Genomic DNA, 15685 nt, shown 5'->3' on the forward strand with positions numbered 1-15685 from the left:
CTTTGTGCAATGCCTATTTTGCTGCGTTTACACCATACTTACGGTTAAACTTCTCAATACGTCCTCTTGCGGATGCAGCCTTCTGCTGACCGGTGTAGAACGGATGGCACTTGGAACAAATTTCTACGTGGATGTCTCCTTTGGTGGAGCCGGTCACGAACTCGTTGCCACAGTTGCACACAACCTTTGCCTGATGATATTCAGGATGGATACCTTCTCTCATGCTATTCACCTCTCTTACGACGATTTCTATCCTCTGACGCCTATGCGCCTATTCTCGCACTAAAACAGCGAGTTTCATTATAACATAGGGTTTCTTTTAATGCAAGCATTTTTCTTTGTTTTGAAGAAATTTAGCGTATTTACAGGATTTTCTTCCTTTTCGTAAGCTTTACATCCTAAGCTTGCCGGCCATTGCCATGAACTCCCGGTTGCTCTTGGTGTGTCGGAACAGATCCAGCACCCGCTCCACGGCCTCCTCCGACTTTAAGCCTCCGATCGCTTTTCGCACGATCTCCACAGCCGCCTGCTCCTCGGGAGTCAGGAGCAGATCATCCCGCCTGGTCCCCGATTTCATAATATCAATGGCGGGGAAGATCCGTTTTTCCGACAGCTTCCGATTCAGCATCAGCTCCATATTTCCGGTGCCCTTGAACTCCTCAAAAACCACATCATCCATGCGGCTTCCCGTCTCCACCAGCGCCGTCGCAAGGATCGTCAGGCTGCCGCCCTCTCTCATATTGCGGGCTGCGCCGAAAAACCGCTTGGGCATATAAAGAGCAGCCGGATCGAGACCGCCGGAAAGGGTTCTTCCGCTGGGAGAAACCGTCAGGTTGTAGGCTCTGGCCAGTCTGGTAATGCTGTCCAGAAGGATCATCACGTCACGTCCGTGCTCCACCAGACGCTTGGCCCGCTCCAGTACCATCTCAGATACCCGCTTATGATGCTCGGGAAGCTCATCGAAGGTGGAATAGATCACTTCCACATTGGGGCCTTCAATGGACTCCTTGATATCGGTAACCTCCTCCGGACGCTCATCGATCAGGAGGACGATCAGGTGCATATCCCTGTGATTTCTGGTAACAGCCTTTGCCACCTCTTTGAGGAGCGTGGTCTTGCCGGCCTTTGGCTGCGAAGCGATCATTCCTCTCTGTCCCTTTCCGATGGGGGACAAAAGATCAACGATCCTCATGGCAACGCTTCCCCCGGGCATCTCCAGATGAATCCGTTCCTCCGGAAAGATCGGAGTCAGGTCCTCAAAATTGGGACGCTTCTCCGCAATCTCGAGAGGAAGGCCATTGATTTTTGACACATACAAAAGAGCAGCAAATTTCTCGGCTGTCGTCTTTACTCTCTTGCTTCCGGTGACAATATCTCCGGTTTTTAAATTGAACCGGCGGATCTGAGAAGGTGACACATACACATCATTGTCTCCCGGCATATAATTTTCACAGCGGATAAATCCAAAGCCGTCCGGCATAACCTCCAGAATGCCATGGGCAGGGATCCCACTGTCCAGATTCTGCAGCTCCTCCGGATTGATATTCGGCGCAAAGGACTGAGTTCTGGCCGGAGCAGCCTGGGGCATGTCCTGCCCGGCTGCCGGGGAAGTCCCCGCTCCATATCTTCTCTGAACATTTTCCTGTCCTGCAGGCGCTGCATTTCTCACCGCATATCGTCTCTGCATCTGCTCCTGGCCGGACGGTGCAGAAGCTCCTGTGCCATACCTTCTGGAAGGTGCGTCTCCCAATGTACTCTGGGGCCGCATGTTCCTCGGGGCTTCCTGACGCACCGGGGCTTCCTGACGGGCCGTAGAATCCTGGCGTATCGGATTTTCCTGAAGGGCCGGGTTCTCCTGACGCACCGGGGCCTCCTGGCTGGCTGAACTCTCCCTGCAGGCCGATGCTTCTGCCGAAGCTTCCTTCCCGGAACCGGCTTCACTGACAGCCAGAATACTATTGATCAGATCTGCTTTTTTCTGCGCTGTAATATTCTTGATTCCCAAATCCTTTGCGATCTGACGCAGCTGCGCCAGAGAAAGGGTTTCCAGCTTTTCCCTCATAAAATATTCCTCTTCTTTCATCATTCTAACACACGGGATTTTTTAAGACTGCTGCCGTGAAACGGCAAATGAGAATTTCAGATACTCGATTACTTTAAATGTATTTGTCATTGTATCACAAATCAAAAGAATTTACAACTTGATTTCGCCTGTCAAACTTGGTATTATGAAGAAAGATTAGTTCCGACAGATACGTCGGAATGTTTTTAGGGGGAATGTCCGATGTCCGAGCCGCTGACTTTATACAAACTGATGATTTTATATATGCTGAAGCAGGTAAAATTTCCTTTGGCCGGCTCCCAGATTTCTGAATTTTTTCTCGACAAAGAATATACCACCTATTTCACACTCCAGCAGGCCTTGTCGGAACTGGGAGAATCTCACCTGATCAAGCTGGAGTCCACCAGAAACAGTTCCCGCTATGAGATCACCCGGGAAGGCGAAGAGACCCTGTCCTTTTTCGGAAAAAAGATCTCTCCCGCCATCATTGAAGATATTGACACATATCTGAAGGAAAACAAGGTGCGCCTCCGCGATGAGGTCGGTCTTGTTTCCGATTATTATAAATCCACCAACCAGGACTACATCGTTCACTGCGCGATCCGCGAGGGAAAGGCCCAGCTTCTGGAAATCAACATTTCCGTGCCGGACAAGGAACAGGCGGAGCATATGTGCGGACGCTGGAACAAGGAAAGCCAGAAGCTCTATTCCGTGATCATGCAGAGTCTGATGAAGGAATAAGCGTTTTTCGGTCCCTATGACAGAAAAGCAGACAGGACACCGGGATATCCGGCACTGTCTGCTTCTTTTTGTCTGTTTTCAAATATCATCTGCAGCCAAAGATCTCTTCCTCCTCTGACCGGACTATGGGAAACCGAAGCGTCGCCTTAAACAGATCCCCGTCAATGGCCAGCTCCATGGTACCGTTCTGCAGCTCTGTCAGACTTTTTGCAATGGAAAGTCCCAAACCGTTCCCCTCCGTATTTCTGGAAGAATCTCCGCGGACAAACCGTTCCATCAATTCCTCTGCGCTCAGGTTCAGAGCTGCCTTTGAGATGTTTTTGAATGTGATCACTGCCTGGTCATTTCTTTTTTCCAGGGACAGGTAAACTCTTGTCCCCTGCTGGCTGTATTTACATATATTGTTCATCAGATTGTCAAAGACCCTCAGCATCCTCCGTCCGTCAGCCATCACCCGGACAGACTCCTCCGGCTGCCTCGTGACAAGCTCCAATCCCTCCGCCTTCAGCTTCTGTTCGTATTCTCCGGAAATCTGCGTGACAAAGATCTCCGCTTCGCAGGGTGCCAGAAGTACCTCCAGATTTCCGGTAGCTGCCTTGGAAGCCTCCACCAGATCCTCAATGAGGCGCTTCAGCCGCTCCGACTGGCGCACAAGGACCTCTGCATATTCTGTAACCGCGGCATTTTCGCAGGGTTCCTTTCCAATCAGATTCGCGTAATTGATAATAGAAGTCAGGGGTGTCTTGATGTCATGGGAAACATTGGTGATCAGTTCTGTCTTCATCCGCTCACTTTTCATTTTTTCTTCCACTGCAAGCGCCATTCCCTCTGCAATGCTGTTCAGATTTTCTCCGTGATCTCTGAAATCCCAGAACATCCCTTCCGTATCCACCTGATAGCTGAGATTTCCGGCAGCCAGGGCCCTCCCCCCATCCTGCAGCTTCCGAAGCTGCAGTGCCGCAAACAGGACTGCAGGAATCAGGATGAGTTTTTCCAGCACCCAGAAAAGGAGATACTTATCAGCCCGGGCAGCGACAATCATCAAAAGCTCCAACAGGGAAAGCCCGGCAAGGACCAGCGCTGTCTTCCATATCATAGGAATCCCTCGGGCAAGGATTTTCATTTTTCGCCAGACAGGTTTAAGCCTGCGCCCTGCACGTCCGGGCAGAGCCCGGAGCCATCTGACCAGGCGCCAGATCACCGTATTGGTAAAAATCGTCCGCTGCTTGATCCGCGCGGCAATGCTCATGGCAAAGCCCACCGCAATGCAAAGAAATGTGATCCACAGAATAATGCAGCAAATAACCCCGCCGATTCCTCTGTAACCGAAATAGTCCTGCACACACCCTCCCAGAACCCCTGTAAAACATACGGCTGCAGCCAGCAGATCGAAGGGAACTCTGCCCAGCGGGCCTGGCATCAGTTCCTCTGTACCCGGCCTTCTGCCGGACACACACATGAGTGCGGCAAAGAAAAGAACTGTAAAGAGCAGTGCTGCCGCGCCGATGAAATATACGGCATACCGGAAACGGTATCCCAGCTTTATCGTCTTTACCGTCTGTGCATAGATGTCTTTCGCCGGCAATTCACGGTCCAGAGAGGCGCATATCCGATAGACCGGGCCAGTTTCCGCCATTCCGATGCTTTTAATCTCCTCCTCAGACGGCATTCTGTCCCACATTATAAATTCCCCGGATGATCCCGACAAAAGATAATAATAACAATACTCCCAGCCTGCATCATCGGGTGAACAGTCGATTCCCCGGGTCCGTGCCACAAAACGGCCTGATTCATCATAAACCCCGTATCGAAGATTTGTCCTGTCGGCCGGACTTTCATAGGTCTGTCTGCTGTTTGCCCCTGAATCATAAATCTCCCAGGCTATGGAATTGATATCCTCACGGACCATTTCCTCCATCCGACTGCTTATGACCATTTCTTCCGGATAATCATAAAAGCCGGCATCGGCGATCGCGTCCGCCCCCAGCACGCAGCCTGCCAAAATGCAGAGCGATACGATCACGCCAAGGAACAGGATCGCCTTTCCGGGTATAGTACGGATAAACTTCTTCATGGCTGTCTCCCTTTCTCCATTTTATAGCCCTGCCCGAATACTACTTTCAGATAACGCGGTTCGGCAGGATTGATCTCCAGTTTCTCTCTCAGGTGGCGGATATGTACTGCTACTGTATTTTCGCTTCCAAAGGGCTTTTCCTTCCAGACTTCCTGATAGATCTCTCTGGGAGAATAGACCTTCCCCGGGTTTTCCATAAGAAGCTTCAGGATTTCATACTCCTTTGGGGTCAGAGAAACGGTCACCCCGTCCACAGCAACCTGTTTCGACCTGTCATTCACTTCGATCCCGCCGTTCACAAGAACCTCCGGCTTCAGTTCCCCGCCGCCCAGCTTAAAATACCTCCGCAGCTGGGAACGTACCCTTGCCCCCACCTCAATGGGATTGAAGGGCTTGGTAATGTAATCATCTGCCCCTGCATTCAGTCCCAGGATTTTATCCATATCCTCGCTTTTGGCCGTCAGGAGAATGACCGGCACATTGCAGCTTTCCCGGATCTTTACCATGGCGGAGATCCCGTCCATCTCAGGCATCATGATGTCCATCAGGATCAGATGAATATCCTCCCGCGCCACGATCTCCAGAGCCTCCCTGCCTGTATATGCCTCAAACATCCGGTAGTCCGGATCCGTCAGATATATTTTCAAAGCATTTACAATATCTCTCTCATCGTCACATATCAGAATGTTGTACATCTTCCACCCTCCCTGGAATCTATTATAAACAAGATCCTCTTTAAAAAGAAACCTGCCATCTTATTAAGATTTGATGAAGTTTCTGCCATACTGTTTAACAAAAGAGAGATGCTGCTCAGCAGATATAGAAATCCACTTTCGCAGCATCCTCTCCGTTCGCCAACTCTCTTCATTTTGTTTCTCAGACCGGGCCTCAATCTCCTGTCACCAGCAGATATTCCACGTCAAATTCCCGACAACCATTCTTCCCTGTCGCGGAATCAGAGTTTCCTATATCCTCCAGCATACTTTCGATTCCCTTTTTAACCTGTCCGGCTCCATCCGGTGCAGCTGTTGCCTTCATGTTTCCCTGTCTTACCATGTCAATGGCTTCTGTGCTGCCTCCGACGCCGATACACAGAACCTCCGGTGATCCGGCCTCAATACAGGCTTTCTGTGCGGCTGCCGAAATAGAATCCGTATCGCAGATGACCGCGCGAAGCTCTTCTCCATACGTCTCAAGAGCCGCCTGAACGATCGAAACCACCTGATCCTCCTCTGTCTGAGACATCATTGTGATCTCCTCCGAAACAGGCTCCAGCTCCGTCTGCGCCTCCAGAATCTGCATAACCCCCTGGGAAAAATCAATATGAGCTGTACTTCCAAGAACGCTGCTCACATGGAGATACCTTCCGGCCCCTGGACAATGATCCAGGACAAACTGCCCCACCAGCTTACCGGCTTCTTTCTCTGAAGAACCGCAGTAGACCCAGGCTGCCTCATCGGTGCTGGCCGTTTTTGCGTTTAATACGATCACTTTGATCCCCGCCTCTGCCATCCGTGTAACTGCAGGATCTGCCGCCTCCGGTTCACTCGGAACAATGAAGACATAATCACACCTCTCCTCAATGCATTTCCCTGCCAGCCGATTCTGAACATCCGGATTGTTTTCTCCATCCAGAATACCTGTCCAGGAAGTGATCCGTCCATCCGCCTGCAATCCGTCCAGAGTCTCCTCTGCATACTGATTCATTTCCTGAAAAAACGGATCTGCTGTGCTTTTTGAAATAAATCCGACACGGATCTTTCCTTCTTCATTCTCCGGCTCTTCGGTCGATGTTTCTTTCTTTGGCAAGGCTGCAGAAGAAGCTTCTCTTTCCATATCATGCTTATTTGCACAGGAAGAACATAAGAATATCATCATAATTCCCATCAATGCCACAGGAATCCGGTATCTATTCTTCATAAAGCCCTCCTGCACTCCTATCGGCTTGCAATTTCAAGAAGCTTCGTCTTTAAATCGTTCTCCAGGCGCTTCATCTCGACCTCTGCCTCTGCCCGCTTCTGCCGTCCCTCCGCCTGGATCTGCAGGACCTCGTCCAGGGTGGAGATCAGGGTCTCATTGGTGGAACGGATCGTCTCCATATCCACAACGCCCCGTTCTGACTCCCTTGCCACCTCAGCAGATACGGTCTTGAGGGCTGCTGCATTCTTCATCAGAAGCTCATTTGTCATATCAGACACCTTTTTCTGAGCTTCTGCCGCCTGTGCCGAATGGGCGGCTCCCAGAGCAAGCACCATCTGATTCTTCCACAGGGGTACGGTATTGACAATGGTTGACTGGATCTTTTCCACCATAACCGTATCGTTATCCTGTACAAGACGGATCTGAGGCGCTGTCTGCATGGAGATCATTCTTGTCAGTTCCAGGTCGTGCAGCTTTTTCTCAAACCGCTTGCACCGGGCATCCAGATCCCTGGCCGCCTGGGCGTCCTCCGGAAGACTGCTTTTTTCCGCCCTGGCAAGAAGAGCAGGAAGCTCTTCCGTCTGGACCTTCTTAAGCTTTTTCTTTCCGGCCAGGATATACATGGTAAGTTCTTTAAAATAAGTCAGATTCAGCTCGTACATTTTGTCCAGCATGGCCGCATCCTTTAATAACTGAACCTGATGCCCCTCCAGCACCTGGCAGATCCGGTCCACATTGACCTCTGCCTTGGCATATTTTGCCTTCATGGCGGTCAGTTTGTTGGAGGATTTTTTGAAAAATCCGAGAAAGCCCTTTTCCTCCTCCGCATCAAAGCTCTTCAGCTCCGTCACCACGTCAGAAAGAAGAGTTCCCACCTCACCCAGGTCCTTTGTCTTCACATTGTCGAGAGCCGTTTCAGAAAAATCAGCCATTTTCTTTTGTGCTCCCGCACCGTACTGAAGGACCGCTGCAGAATCAGACAGATCGATCTGTCCCGCAAAAGCCTCCACCATCTTTTTTTCTTCCTCCGAGAGCATACTATCATCCAACTGGGTCTCCTCCGGAGTCTGTGTCACTGTCAGAGGCTCCTTTTTCTCCTCCGCAAAAGGGGTCAATGTCAATGTGGGTGTCTTTTCCATCAAATCCAGATCCTTTTCCATAACTGCCGTCCATCCTTTCCTCTGCTTTTATCTATTTTCTTTTTAAGCCGTCTTCCGCCAGTCCCTCCTGGGCCAGCATCGTTTTCAATACGGATATATCTGTGGACACATCCCAGGCTGTATCCTGGAACATGCTGTCGAACAGCCGCTCAAAAGCCTCGTTGAGTGTATCCAGTGTATCCTCGATCTCCCTTTGGGAGCTTTTTATATTTTCTCCCTGAACCGGCTGCCTGGAAAGCTCTTCATAGGCCTCCAGAAGCTTCACCGTTGTCGGAAGATAATATTCCATCAGCTTTCTCAAATCGTCAATATTCTCCGGATGGCGTTCCGCCCGGTCAAAAATTTTTCCGATGACAAGCTCCATCCGGGAGATTTTCTCCGATATTTCTTCACCGGGGATTGCATCGTTGCAGGCCCGGATTTTTTCCACATACGCCTTTCCCGTCCTGAGAACTTCCTCTGCCTCCGGGGACAGCTTCCTTCCGTTTTCCGCTTCAGCCGGCTGATTCTCTTCCGCCTTGCGGATCTCCGCCTGCCGCATGGTCGCCCGGTACTGCGCATAGGTGGCATCGTCGGCGATCAGGCAGGTCTCCCCGTCATCCAGATGCCCCTGGGCGAACCAGCCCAGTCCGATCATCCGCCTGACATCCTTGACCACGTACCCCCGGCTCTTATCTACCTTCTTTGCAAGCTCCTTGATCTCGCAATAAGTTCTTCCTCCGAAAGCCGATATGTAGCTGCGAAACCGCTTCACCAGAGAACGCTTTCTGGAGCCGATCAGTGCCATGACGATTCCCCCGATAAAGCAGGGAAGCAGAATGCCTCTGGCAATGGTAAGACCAAGCACCTCTCCGGCTGCCAGCGCTGTCAGGCTGACTGCCGCCAGGGCAACTCCTGTCCCAACTCCCAGAACTCCTCCGATGATCGATAATGCCCAGCCTCCGGCCTTTGTCCTTCCGGTCCGCTGAAGGGCAAATACATTTCTGTCCGCCGGCCGGATACTCCTTTCTGAAGCAGCCCCGGAGCCTTCCCCATAGCGGGGACTTCCTGTGCAATTATCCTGTGCGCCGTAGTCGTGATGGCCGTTACAGCCGCTTCCCGCCCAGGAAGCACCTCTCCGAATACCTCTGGCTGCTCCTTCCAGGGCACTGTCGATGGTGTCCCGGATCGTCTGATTCAGTTTTTTATAATCCTGGGAATTGACCGCATCCTGTATAATATTGCGGATATTATTTCCCACGTCACGCCACTCGTCTTTCATTGACCTGCGCTCCTTTAAGAACGATAATAACGGGCATAAGCCCTGAAAAGAATCCAAGCCCTCTTATTCAGCGTATCACATAGAAACACCCGGAGCAACTGTTTTCCAACAATTTTTCCTTTTCCAGAGGCGTTTTTTCTTCCTGATTTAAAGACCGTTCCCTGCCGGACTGACTCCTCAGAACAGAAAGGCCGCGCCTGATCCCTCAGGATCTATGGCCCGGCCTTTCTCTGTGACATATCCTTTTACCCTTTCTCACACTCCGTCAGCTGCTCGATCAGCGCCCAGATCTCCTCCCGGCCCTGCTTTGTCTCCGCCGAGAACGGGATCACCGTCACATCGTTTCCGATCTCAAGCCCTGTGCGCACCAGCTTCAGCTGTTTTGCCTCCTGGCTCCGCTTGATCTTGTCCAGTTTTGTGGCAATGATCACCGGCTTGTAGCCATTGTGAACGATCCATTCGTACATCTGTCTGTCATTGGCAGAAGGCTCGTGGCGGATGTCCACCAGCAGAAACACACACCGAAGCTGCTTTGAACGGCGCAGATAATTTTCGATCATCCGTCCCCATTTTTCCTTTTCGGTCTGGGATACCTTTGCATAGCCGTAGCCGGGCAGATCCACATAATAGAGGGCATCGTTGATATTATAGAAATTGATGGTCTGCGTCTTTCCCGGCTGGGTCGAGGTACGGGCGTAGGCTTTCCGGTTCATCAGTGCATTGATGAGAGAGGATTTCCCCACGTTGGATTTTCCCGCAAAGGCGATCTCCGGCTTGTCATTCTCCGGCAGCCTGCTTGTAACGCCGCAGACGGTTTCCAGATTTACAGTTTTTATAATCAAATCAGGGCCTCCTTAAGCACCTCGTCCATAGTTCCCACATATTTGATGTCCATACCGGACACGATCTCTCTGGAAAGCTCCATGACATTAGGCTCGTTGGGCACCGGCACAAGGACCGTGTGGATATCAGCCATCTTTGCCGCCAGAAGCTTCTCCTTGAGACCTCCGATGGGCAGCACCCGTCCCCGCAGAGTCACTTCTCCGGTCATAGCCAGATCGGCCTTTACCTTCTTTCCTGTGACTGCGGACATGATGGCCGTCGCCATGGTAACACCGGCGGAAGGACCATCCTTGGGCACAGCCCCCTCGGGAATATGTACATGGATGTCGTTTTTCTCATAGACAGCACTGTCCACCTGAAAATCCGGGCTCACAGACCGGACATAGGACAGAGCCGTCTCGGCCGATTCCTTCATAACATCACCCATCTGCCCCGTCAGCTGCAGTTTTCCGCTGCCTGGCATCAGGTTCACCTCCACCTCCAGGGTATCCCCTCCGACGCTGGTCCAGGCCAGTCCGCGGACAATTCCCACTGCGTCCTCAGAAGCTGCTTTCTCTGTACGCCAAAGCTCCCGTCCCAGGTATTTCTCCAGATTCCCCTCGGTGATCCTCACCTGTTTCTTTTTTCCGGTCAAAAGTTCTCTGGCAGCCTTCCTGCAAAGCTGTCCGATCTTCCTCTCCAGTTCCCGGACTCCTGCCTCTCTGGTGTAACTGTGGATGATCTTCCGAAGAGCCTTCTCCGAAACAGCAAACTGTTCCTCTGTAAGTCCATTCTTCTTTCTCTGCTTTACCACCAGATATTTTTCCGCAATGTGATACTTTTCATTCTCTGTATAGCTGCTGACCTCGATGATCTCCATTCTGTCCAGAAGCGGACGGGGAATCGTATCGGTGGTATTGGCCGTGGCAATGAAGAGCACATGGGACAGATCCAGGGGAAGTTCAATGAAATGATCCCGGAATTTGTCATTCTGGGCGCTGTCCAGGATCTCCAGAAGGGCTGCGGAGGGATCTCCCTTATAATCGCTTCCCAGCTTGTCCACCTCATCGAGAAGCATCAGCGGATTGGAGGTTCCTGCCTGTTTTAAAGCCGCCGCGATTCTTCCCGGCATGGCGCCGATATAAGTTCTCCGGTGGCCGCGGATCTCCGCCTCATCCCGCACACCACCGAGGCAGATGCGGACATATTTCTTATTAAGGGCGCGGGCAATGGACTTTGCAATGGAGGTCTTTCCCGTTCCCGGAGGTCCTACCAGACATACGATGGGGCTCTCCCCTTTTCCGGTGAGGGCCCGCACTGCAAGAAATTCCATAATGCGCTCCTTCACCTTCTCAAGGCCGTAATGATCCTCCTCCAGCACAGCCTCCGCCTTTGCCAGATCCTTATTGTCTCTGGACATCTTATTCCAGGGAAGCTCCAAAAGCTGCTCAATATAATTTCGGCTCACATAGGCCTCCTGGCTGCCCATGGGCATGGTTCTGTACCGGCCGATCTCTTTTTCAATCTTTTCCTTCACCGCTTTGTCGGCCTTAAGACCGGCAAGTTCTTCTTCAAACCGGGCCGCATCCGCCTGAATGGTATCCTCTCCCAATTCCTCACGGATGAGCTTCATCTGCTCCCGGAGAATGTATTCCTTCTGGTTCTGGTCAATGCGCTCCTTGACCTTTTCCTGAAATTCCTGCTTGATGCGGCACACTTCCACCTCGGTGCCCAGTATCTTTTCGATCAGCACATACCGCTCCGCCAGAGAAGTCGTCTCCACAAGCTGCTGCTTGTTTTCCAGGCTGAAAGGAATGTTGATGGAGATTTCATCCAGCAGCTCCTCCAGGGTTCCCGTCTCCAGAATGGCAGCGGCCACATCCCTGGAAAGGGAGGGATTTGCCAGCGCATACGCCTCCACATGCTCCCTTAAGATCCGGCACATGGCTTCTCTGGTGGCATCGTCCGCCCCCTCAAGAGGCTCCGTAGGGCAGGGCTCGATCTCTGCCTGAAGATACCCGTCCTCATCCTCAAGGGAACAGAGGCGTGCGCGGAGAAGTCCTTCAGCCACAACCCTTACCAGGCCTCCGGGCAGTTTCATGATCTGCTTGATCGTACCGACGGTGCCCATGGAATAAAGATCCTCCTCATCGGGATCCTCCTCCTGCACGGATTTCTGAGCCACAAGAAAGATCTTCTGGTCCTTCACCATCGCCTTTTCCAATGCCATTATCGACTTTTTCCTGCTGACATCAAAATGTACCACCATTTTCGGCAGCACACAGAGTCCGCGCAATGCGATTGCAGGTATGGTCATGTCGTTTCCTCCTTCACAGCAACATATGGGGCGCCGCAAATTTCTTTACGGCCCCCCAACATTCAGGCTGTTTCGCCTCCCCGCTTTTTCACCTCGGTATTCCGGTAAGTGAGCTGCGGTTCCGCCTTGCCTTCCACTACATCTTTTGTAATGAGACATCTGCCGATGGTTTCATCGGAAGGAATCTCATACATAATATCAGTCATGATCTTTTCCATGATCGCCCGCAGTCCTCTGGCGCCGATCTTGCGCTCAACAGCCTGCCCGGCAATGGCTTCCAGCGCTTCCGGAGAAAACTCCAGCTCCACGCCGTCCAGATCGAAAAGCCGTTTATACTGCTTTACGATGGCATTCTTCGGCTCCGTCAGAATGCGGATCAGCGCATCCTTATCCAGAAGCTCCAGAGATTCCACCATGGGCACACGGCCGATGAACTCAGGGATCAGGCCAAACTTGATCAGATCCTGAGGCATTACCTGAGCCAAAAGCTCGCTTACATCCCGCTTGCTTGCATCCTTCAGGCTGTTTTCAAACCCGATGGAGCCTGCTCCCAGTCTGCTCTCGATCATCTGCTCCAGCCCGTCAAAAGCACCTCCGCAGATAAACAGGATATTGGTTGTATCGATCTGATACATCTCCTGATGAGGATGTTTTCTGCCGCCCTGAGGCGGAACACTGGCCACAGTGCCCTCCAGGATCTTCAAAAGGGCCTGCTGTACCCCCTCGCCGGACACGTCTCTGGTAATGGAGACATTTTCCGACTTCTTGGTGATCTTGTCGATCTCATCAATATAAATGATGCCGTACTCCGCCCTGCTGATGTCATAATCCGCTGCCTGAATGATCTTTAACAGAATATTCTCCACATCCTCGCCCACATATCCGGCCTCGGTGAGGGCAGTCGCATCTGCAATGGCAAAGGGTACGTTGAGGATCCTCGCCAGCGTCTGGGCAAGGAAGGTCTTTCCAGAGCCGGTGGGCCCCAGAAGCAGGATGTTGCTCTTCTGCACCTCCACATCCGAATCGGAAGGCGCCGTGATCCTCTTATAATGGTTGTAAACAGCCACGGAAAGGACCTTTTTTGCCCTTTCCTGGCCAATGACATATTCATCCAGAAAAGTCTTGATCTCCCTGGGCTTTAACAGATTGATCCCCGTCGTCTTTTCTGCTCTGTCCTTTGCGGTTTCCTCCGCAATCAGCTCGGCGCAAAGCTCTACACATTCATCACAGATGTAGATATCCTTTCCGCCCGCGATCAGCTTTTTCACCTGTTCCTGACTCTTACCGCAGAAAGAGCAGCGAACGTCGAATTTTCCTGCCATGTCCTTACCTCTGACGGCTTTCAATGACCTGGTCAATGATGCCGTATTCCATGGCCTCTGCCGCACTCATATAATGGTCGCGCTCAGTATCCACCTCAATGACATCGAGGGGCTGACCCGTATTCTGTGCCAGCAGCTCGTTTAACTTCTTTCTGGTGGCAAGGATCTTGTCGGCAACAATCTTGATATCGCTGGCCTGGCCCTGAGCTCCGCCGGAGGGCTGATGGATCATGATCTCGGCGTTGGGAAGGGCCATTCTCTTACCCTTAGTGCCGCCCGCCAGAAGGAATGCCCCCATGCTGGCTGCCATGCCGATACAGATGGTGGACACGTCACATTTGATATAATGCATGGTATCGTAAATTGCCATACCCGCTGTTACGACTCCGCCCGGGCTGTTGATGTACATCTGAATGTCTTTATTGGGATCTTCCGATTCCAGGAATAAAAGCTGGGCAACCACCAGGCTGGCCGTCACTTCATTGACCTCTTCTCCAAGGAAAATGATCCTTTCCTTCAAAAGTCTGGAATAGATATCGTAAGACCGTTCCCCCCTGCTGGTCGACTCTATAACATAAGGAACTAAACTCATTTAAGATACCTCCTGTTTAAAATTAAACCTCTTTTGCTTCCGCAACGAGCAGATCAACAGCCTTCTGAACAGCCAGATCCGTCTTCATCTGCTCCTTCTCAGCATCTCCCAGGAATTTCTTCAGCTGCTCGGCCTCCATCTGGTAAGCCTTTGCCATTTCTTCCACTTCCTTATCCAGCTCCTCATCGGACACCTGGATATCCTCAGCCTTGGCAACAGCCTCAAGGGTCAGACGAACCTGGATCCTCTTCTTGGCCTGATCCATCATCTGCTCCATCATCTGTTCTCTGGTGGTACCGGTAAACTGCATGTACTGCTCCATGGTAAGGCCCTGGCCCTGCATTCTCTGAGCAAACTCATTGACCATATTGGATGCCTGAGTCTTAATCATAGCCTCCGGAATCTCCATGGAAGCATTCTCCACTGCCTTATTGACAGCCTCATCCTCTTTCTTTCTCTTGGCATCTGCCTCAAGGCGCTCCTTCAGCTTATCTGCTACTTCCTTCTTGTACTCCTCAAGAGTATCGAACTCAGATACCTCGCTTGCAAACTCATCATCGATCTCAGGCAGCTCTTTTGTCTTCAGTTCCTTGATGGTCACCTTGAACATGGCATCCTTGCCTTCCAGCTCCTTTGCCTGATAAGGGGTAGGGAAGGTTACGTTCACCTCAACCTCGTCACCCACATTCTTGCCGATCAGCTGATCCTCAAAGCCGGGAATAAACTGGCCGGAACCGATAACCAGAGGGAAATCGGTGCCCTTGCCGCCCTCAAATGCCTCTCCGTCGCAGAAGCCCTCGAAGTCGATGACTGCAGTATCATCCTTCTCTACCGGGCGTCCCTCTACGGTCACAACGGCAGCGTTCTTCTCCTGCTCTTTTTTGATCTCATCCATCACGTCATCGTCTGTCACGATAACCTCCTGCTTTGCTACCTCCAGACCCTTATACTGGCCAAGGGTAACCTCAGGCTTCACTGCTACTGTTGCAGTAAAGATCATGGGCTTTCCGGCTTCGATCTGAGTCACATCGATCTCAGGCTGGGAAACGATCTCCAGTCCGCTCTCCTCGCATGCCTTCTCATATGCGCCGGGAAGCATGGCATTTACGGCATCCTCATAAAAAATACCTGCGCCGTACATCTTCTCGATCATCTTCTGGGGCACCTTGCCCTTACGGAAGCCGGGAACGTTGAACTTGTTTTTATTCTTCTGGTATGCTCCCTGAATCGCTTTTGTAACCTCTTCAGCCGGTACTTCGATTGTCAGCTTTGCCATGTTCTTTTCTAAATTCTCTACCTGTACACTCATTGTTCGTGTATTCCTCCTACTTATTATATGATAATGGTATCGCCAGCCGGCGGTCATTCTCCTGCTTATAGTCCGGCAAATTGTAATTATAGCATATCTGTTTCT

13 protein-coding genes are annotated in these 15685 nt (G+C 51.5%); 1 reads left to right on the forward strand and 12 read right to left on the reverse strand.

Annotation, left to right across the window (positions count from 1 at the left end):
* Window positions 1-13: 13 nt before the first annotated feature.
* Together rpmE and rho are read right to left on the reverse strand one after the other, a co-directional pair.
* Window positions 14-223: a 50S ribosomal protein L31 gene (rpmE, locus tag QJ036_RS01545; protein ID WP_283229665.1), complete on the reverse strand. Its 210-nt coding sequence runs from the start codon at window positions 221-223 to the stop codon at window positions 14-16.
* A 168-nt stretch (window positions 224-391) separates the two neighbouring features.
* Entirely contained in the window at window positions 392-2062 is a 1671-nt protein-coding gene (rho, locus tag QJ036_RS01550; RefSeq protein ID WP_283229666.1) for a transcription termination factor Rho, read from the reverse strand.
* 222 nt (window positions 2063-2284) lie between these two features.
* Between rho and QJ036_RS01555 the strand changes: the two genes are divergently transcribed.
* Window positions 2285-2803, forward strand: coding sequence for a DUF4364 family protein (locus QJ036_RS01555; protein ID WP_283229667.1), 519 nt, complete (start codon window positions 2285-2287; stop codon window positions 2801-2803).
* An 85-nt stretch (window positions 2804-2888) separates the two neighbouring features.
* Here the strand turns inward: QJ036_RS01555 and QJ036_RS01560 are convergent, their stop codons facing one another.
* The 10 genes from QJ036_RS01560 to tig form a co-directional block, all read right to left on the reverse strand.
* On the reverse strand, window positions 2889-4877 hold the full coding sequence (locus QJ036_RS01560; RefSeq protein WP_283229668.1) for a sensor histidine kinase: 1989 nt from the start codon (window positions 4875-4877) through the stop codon (window positions 2889-2891).
* The gene (locus QJ036_RS01565; protein WP_283229669.1) at window positions 4874-5572 is read right to left on the reverse strand and encodes a response regulator transcription factor; all 699 of its coding nucleotides are present in this window, start codon (window positions 5570-5572) and stop codon (window positions 4874-4876) included. The genes QJ036_RS01560 and QJ036_RS01565 overlap by 4 nt, the downstream gene beginning before the upstream one ends.
* Before the next feature lie 193 nt (window positions 5573-5765).
* Complete coding sequence (locus QJ036_RS01570; RefSeq protein WP_283229670.1) at window positions 5766-6797, reverse strand: sugar ABC transporter substrate-binding protein; 1032 nt, start codon at window positions 6795-6797, stop codon at window positions 5766-5768.
* Between the two features lie 17 nt (window positions 6798-6814).
* Window positions 6815-7957 carry a toxic anion resistance protein gene (locus QJ036_RS01575; RefSeq protein ID WP_283229671.1) on the reverse strand — a complete coding sequence of 381 codons (1143 nt, stop codon included), beginning with the start codon at window positions 7955-7957 and terminating at the stop codon, window positions 6815-6817.
* A gap of 31 nt (window positions 7958-7988) precedes the next feature.
* Window positions 7989-9218, reverse strand: coding sequence for a 5-bromo-4-chloroindolyl phosphate hydrolysis family protein (locus tag QJ036_RS01580; protein ID WP_283229672.1), 1230 nt, complete (start codon window positions 9216-9218; stop codon window positions 7989-7991).
* A gap of 245 nt (window positions 9219-9463) precedes the next feature.
* Complete coding sequence (yihA, locus tag QJ036_RS01585; RefSeq protein WP_283229673.1) at window positions 9464-10060, reverse strand: ribosome biogenesis GTP-binding protein YihA/YsxC; 597 nt, start codon at window positions 10058-10060, stop codon at window positions 9464-9466.
* A complete protein-coding gene (gene lon, locus QJ036_RS01590) occupies window positions 10057-12357 on the reverse strand; it encodes an endopeptidase La (RefSeq protein WP_283229674.1) in 2301 nt (766 codons plus the stop codon). Before lon ends, yihA begins: the two co-directional genes overlap by 4 nt.
* Before the next feature lie 62 nt (window positions 12358-12419).
* Complete coding sequence (gene clpX / locus QJ036_RS01595) at window positions 12420-13679, reverse strand: ATP-dependent Clp protease ATP-binding subunit ClpX (protein ID WP_283229675.1); 1260 nt, start codon at window positions 13677-13679, stop codon at window positions 12420-12422.
* A 4-nt stretch (window positions 13680-13683) separates the two neighbouring features.
* Window positions 13684-14271 (reverse strand): ATP-dependent Clp endopeptidase proteolytic subunit ClpP, encoded by a 588-nt coding sequence (clpP, locus tag QJ036_RS01600; RefSeq protein ID WP_283229676.1) that lies wholly within the window; start codon window positions 14269-14271, stop codon window positions 13684-13686.
* Between the two features lie 22 nt (window positions 14272-14293).
* Window positions 14294-15580: a trigger factor gene (gene tig, locus QJ036_RS01605; RefSeq protein ID WP_283229677.1), complete on the reverse strand. Its 1287-nt coding sequence runs from the start codon at window positions 15578-15580 to the stop codon at window positions 14294-14296.
* Window positions 15581-15685: the final 105 nt, after the last annotated feature.

The sequence above is a fragment of the Fusibacillus kribbianus genome (assembly GCF_030053595.1).
Taxonomy (GTDB): domain Bacteria; phylum Bacillota; class Clostridia; order Lachnospirales; family Lachnospiraceae; genus Lientehia; species Lientehia kribbiana.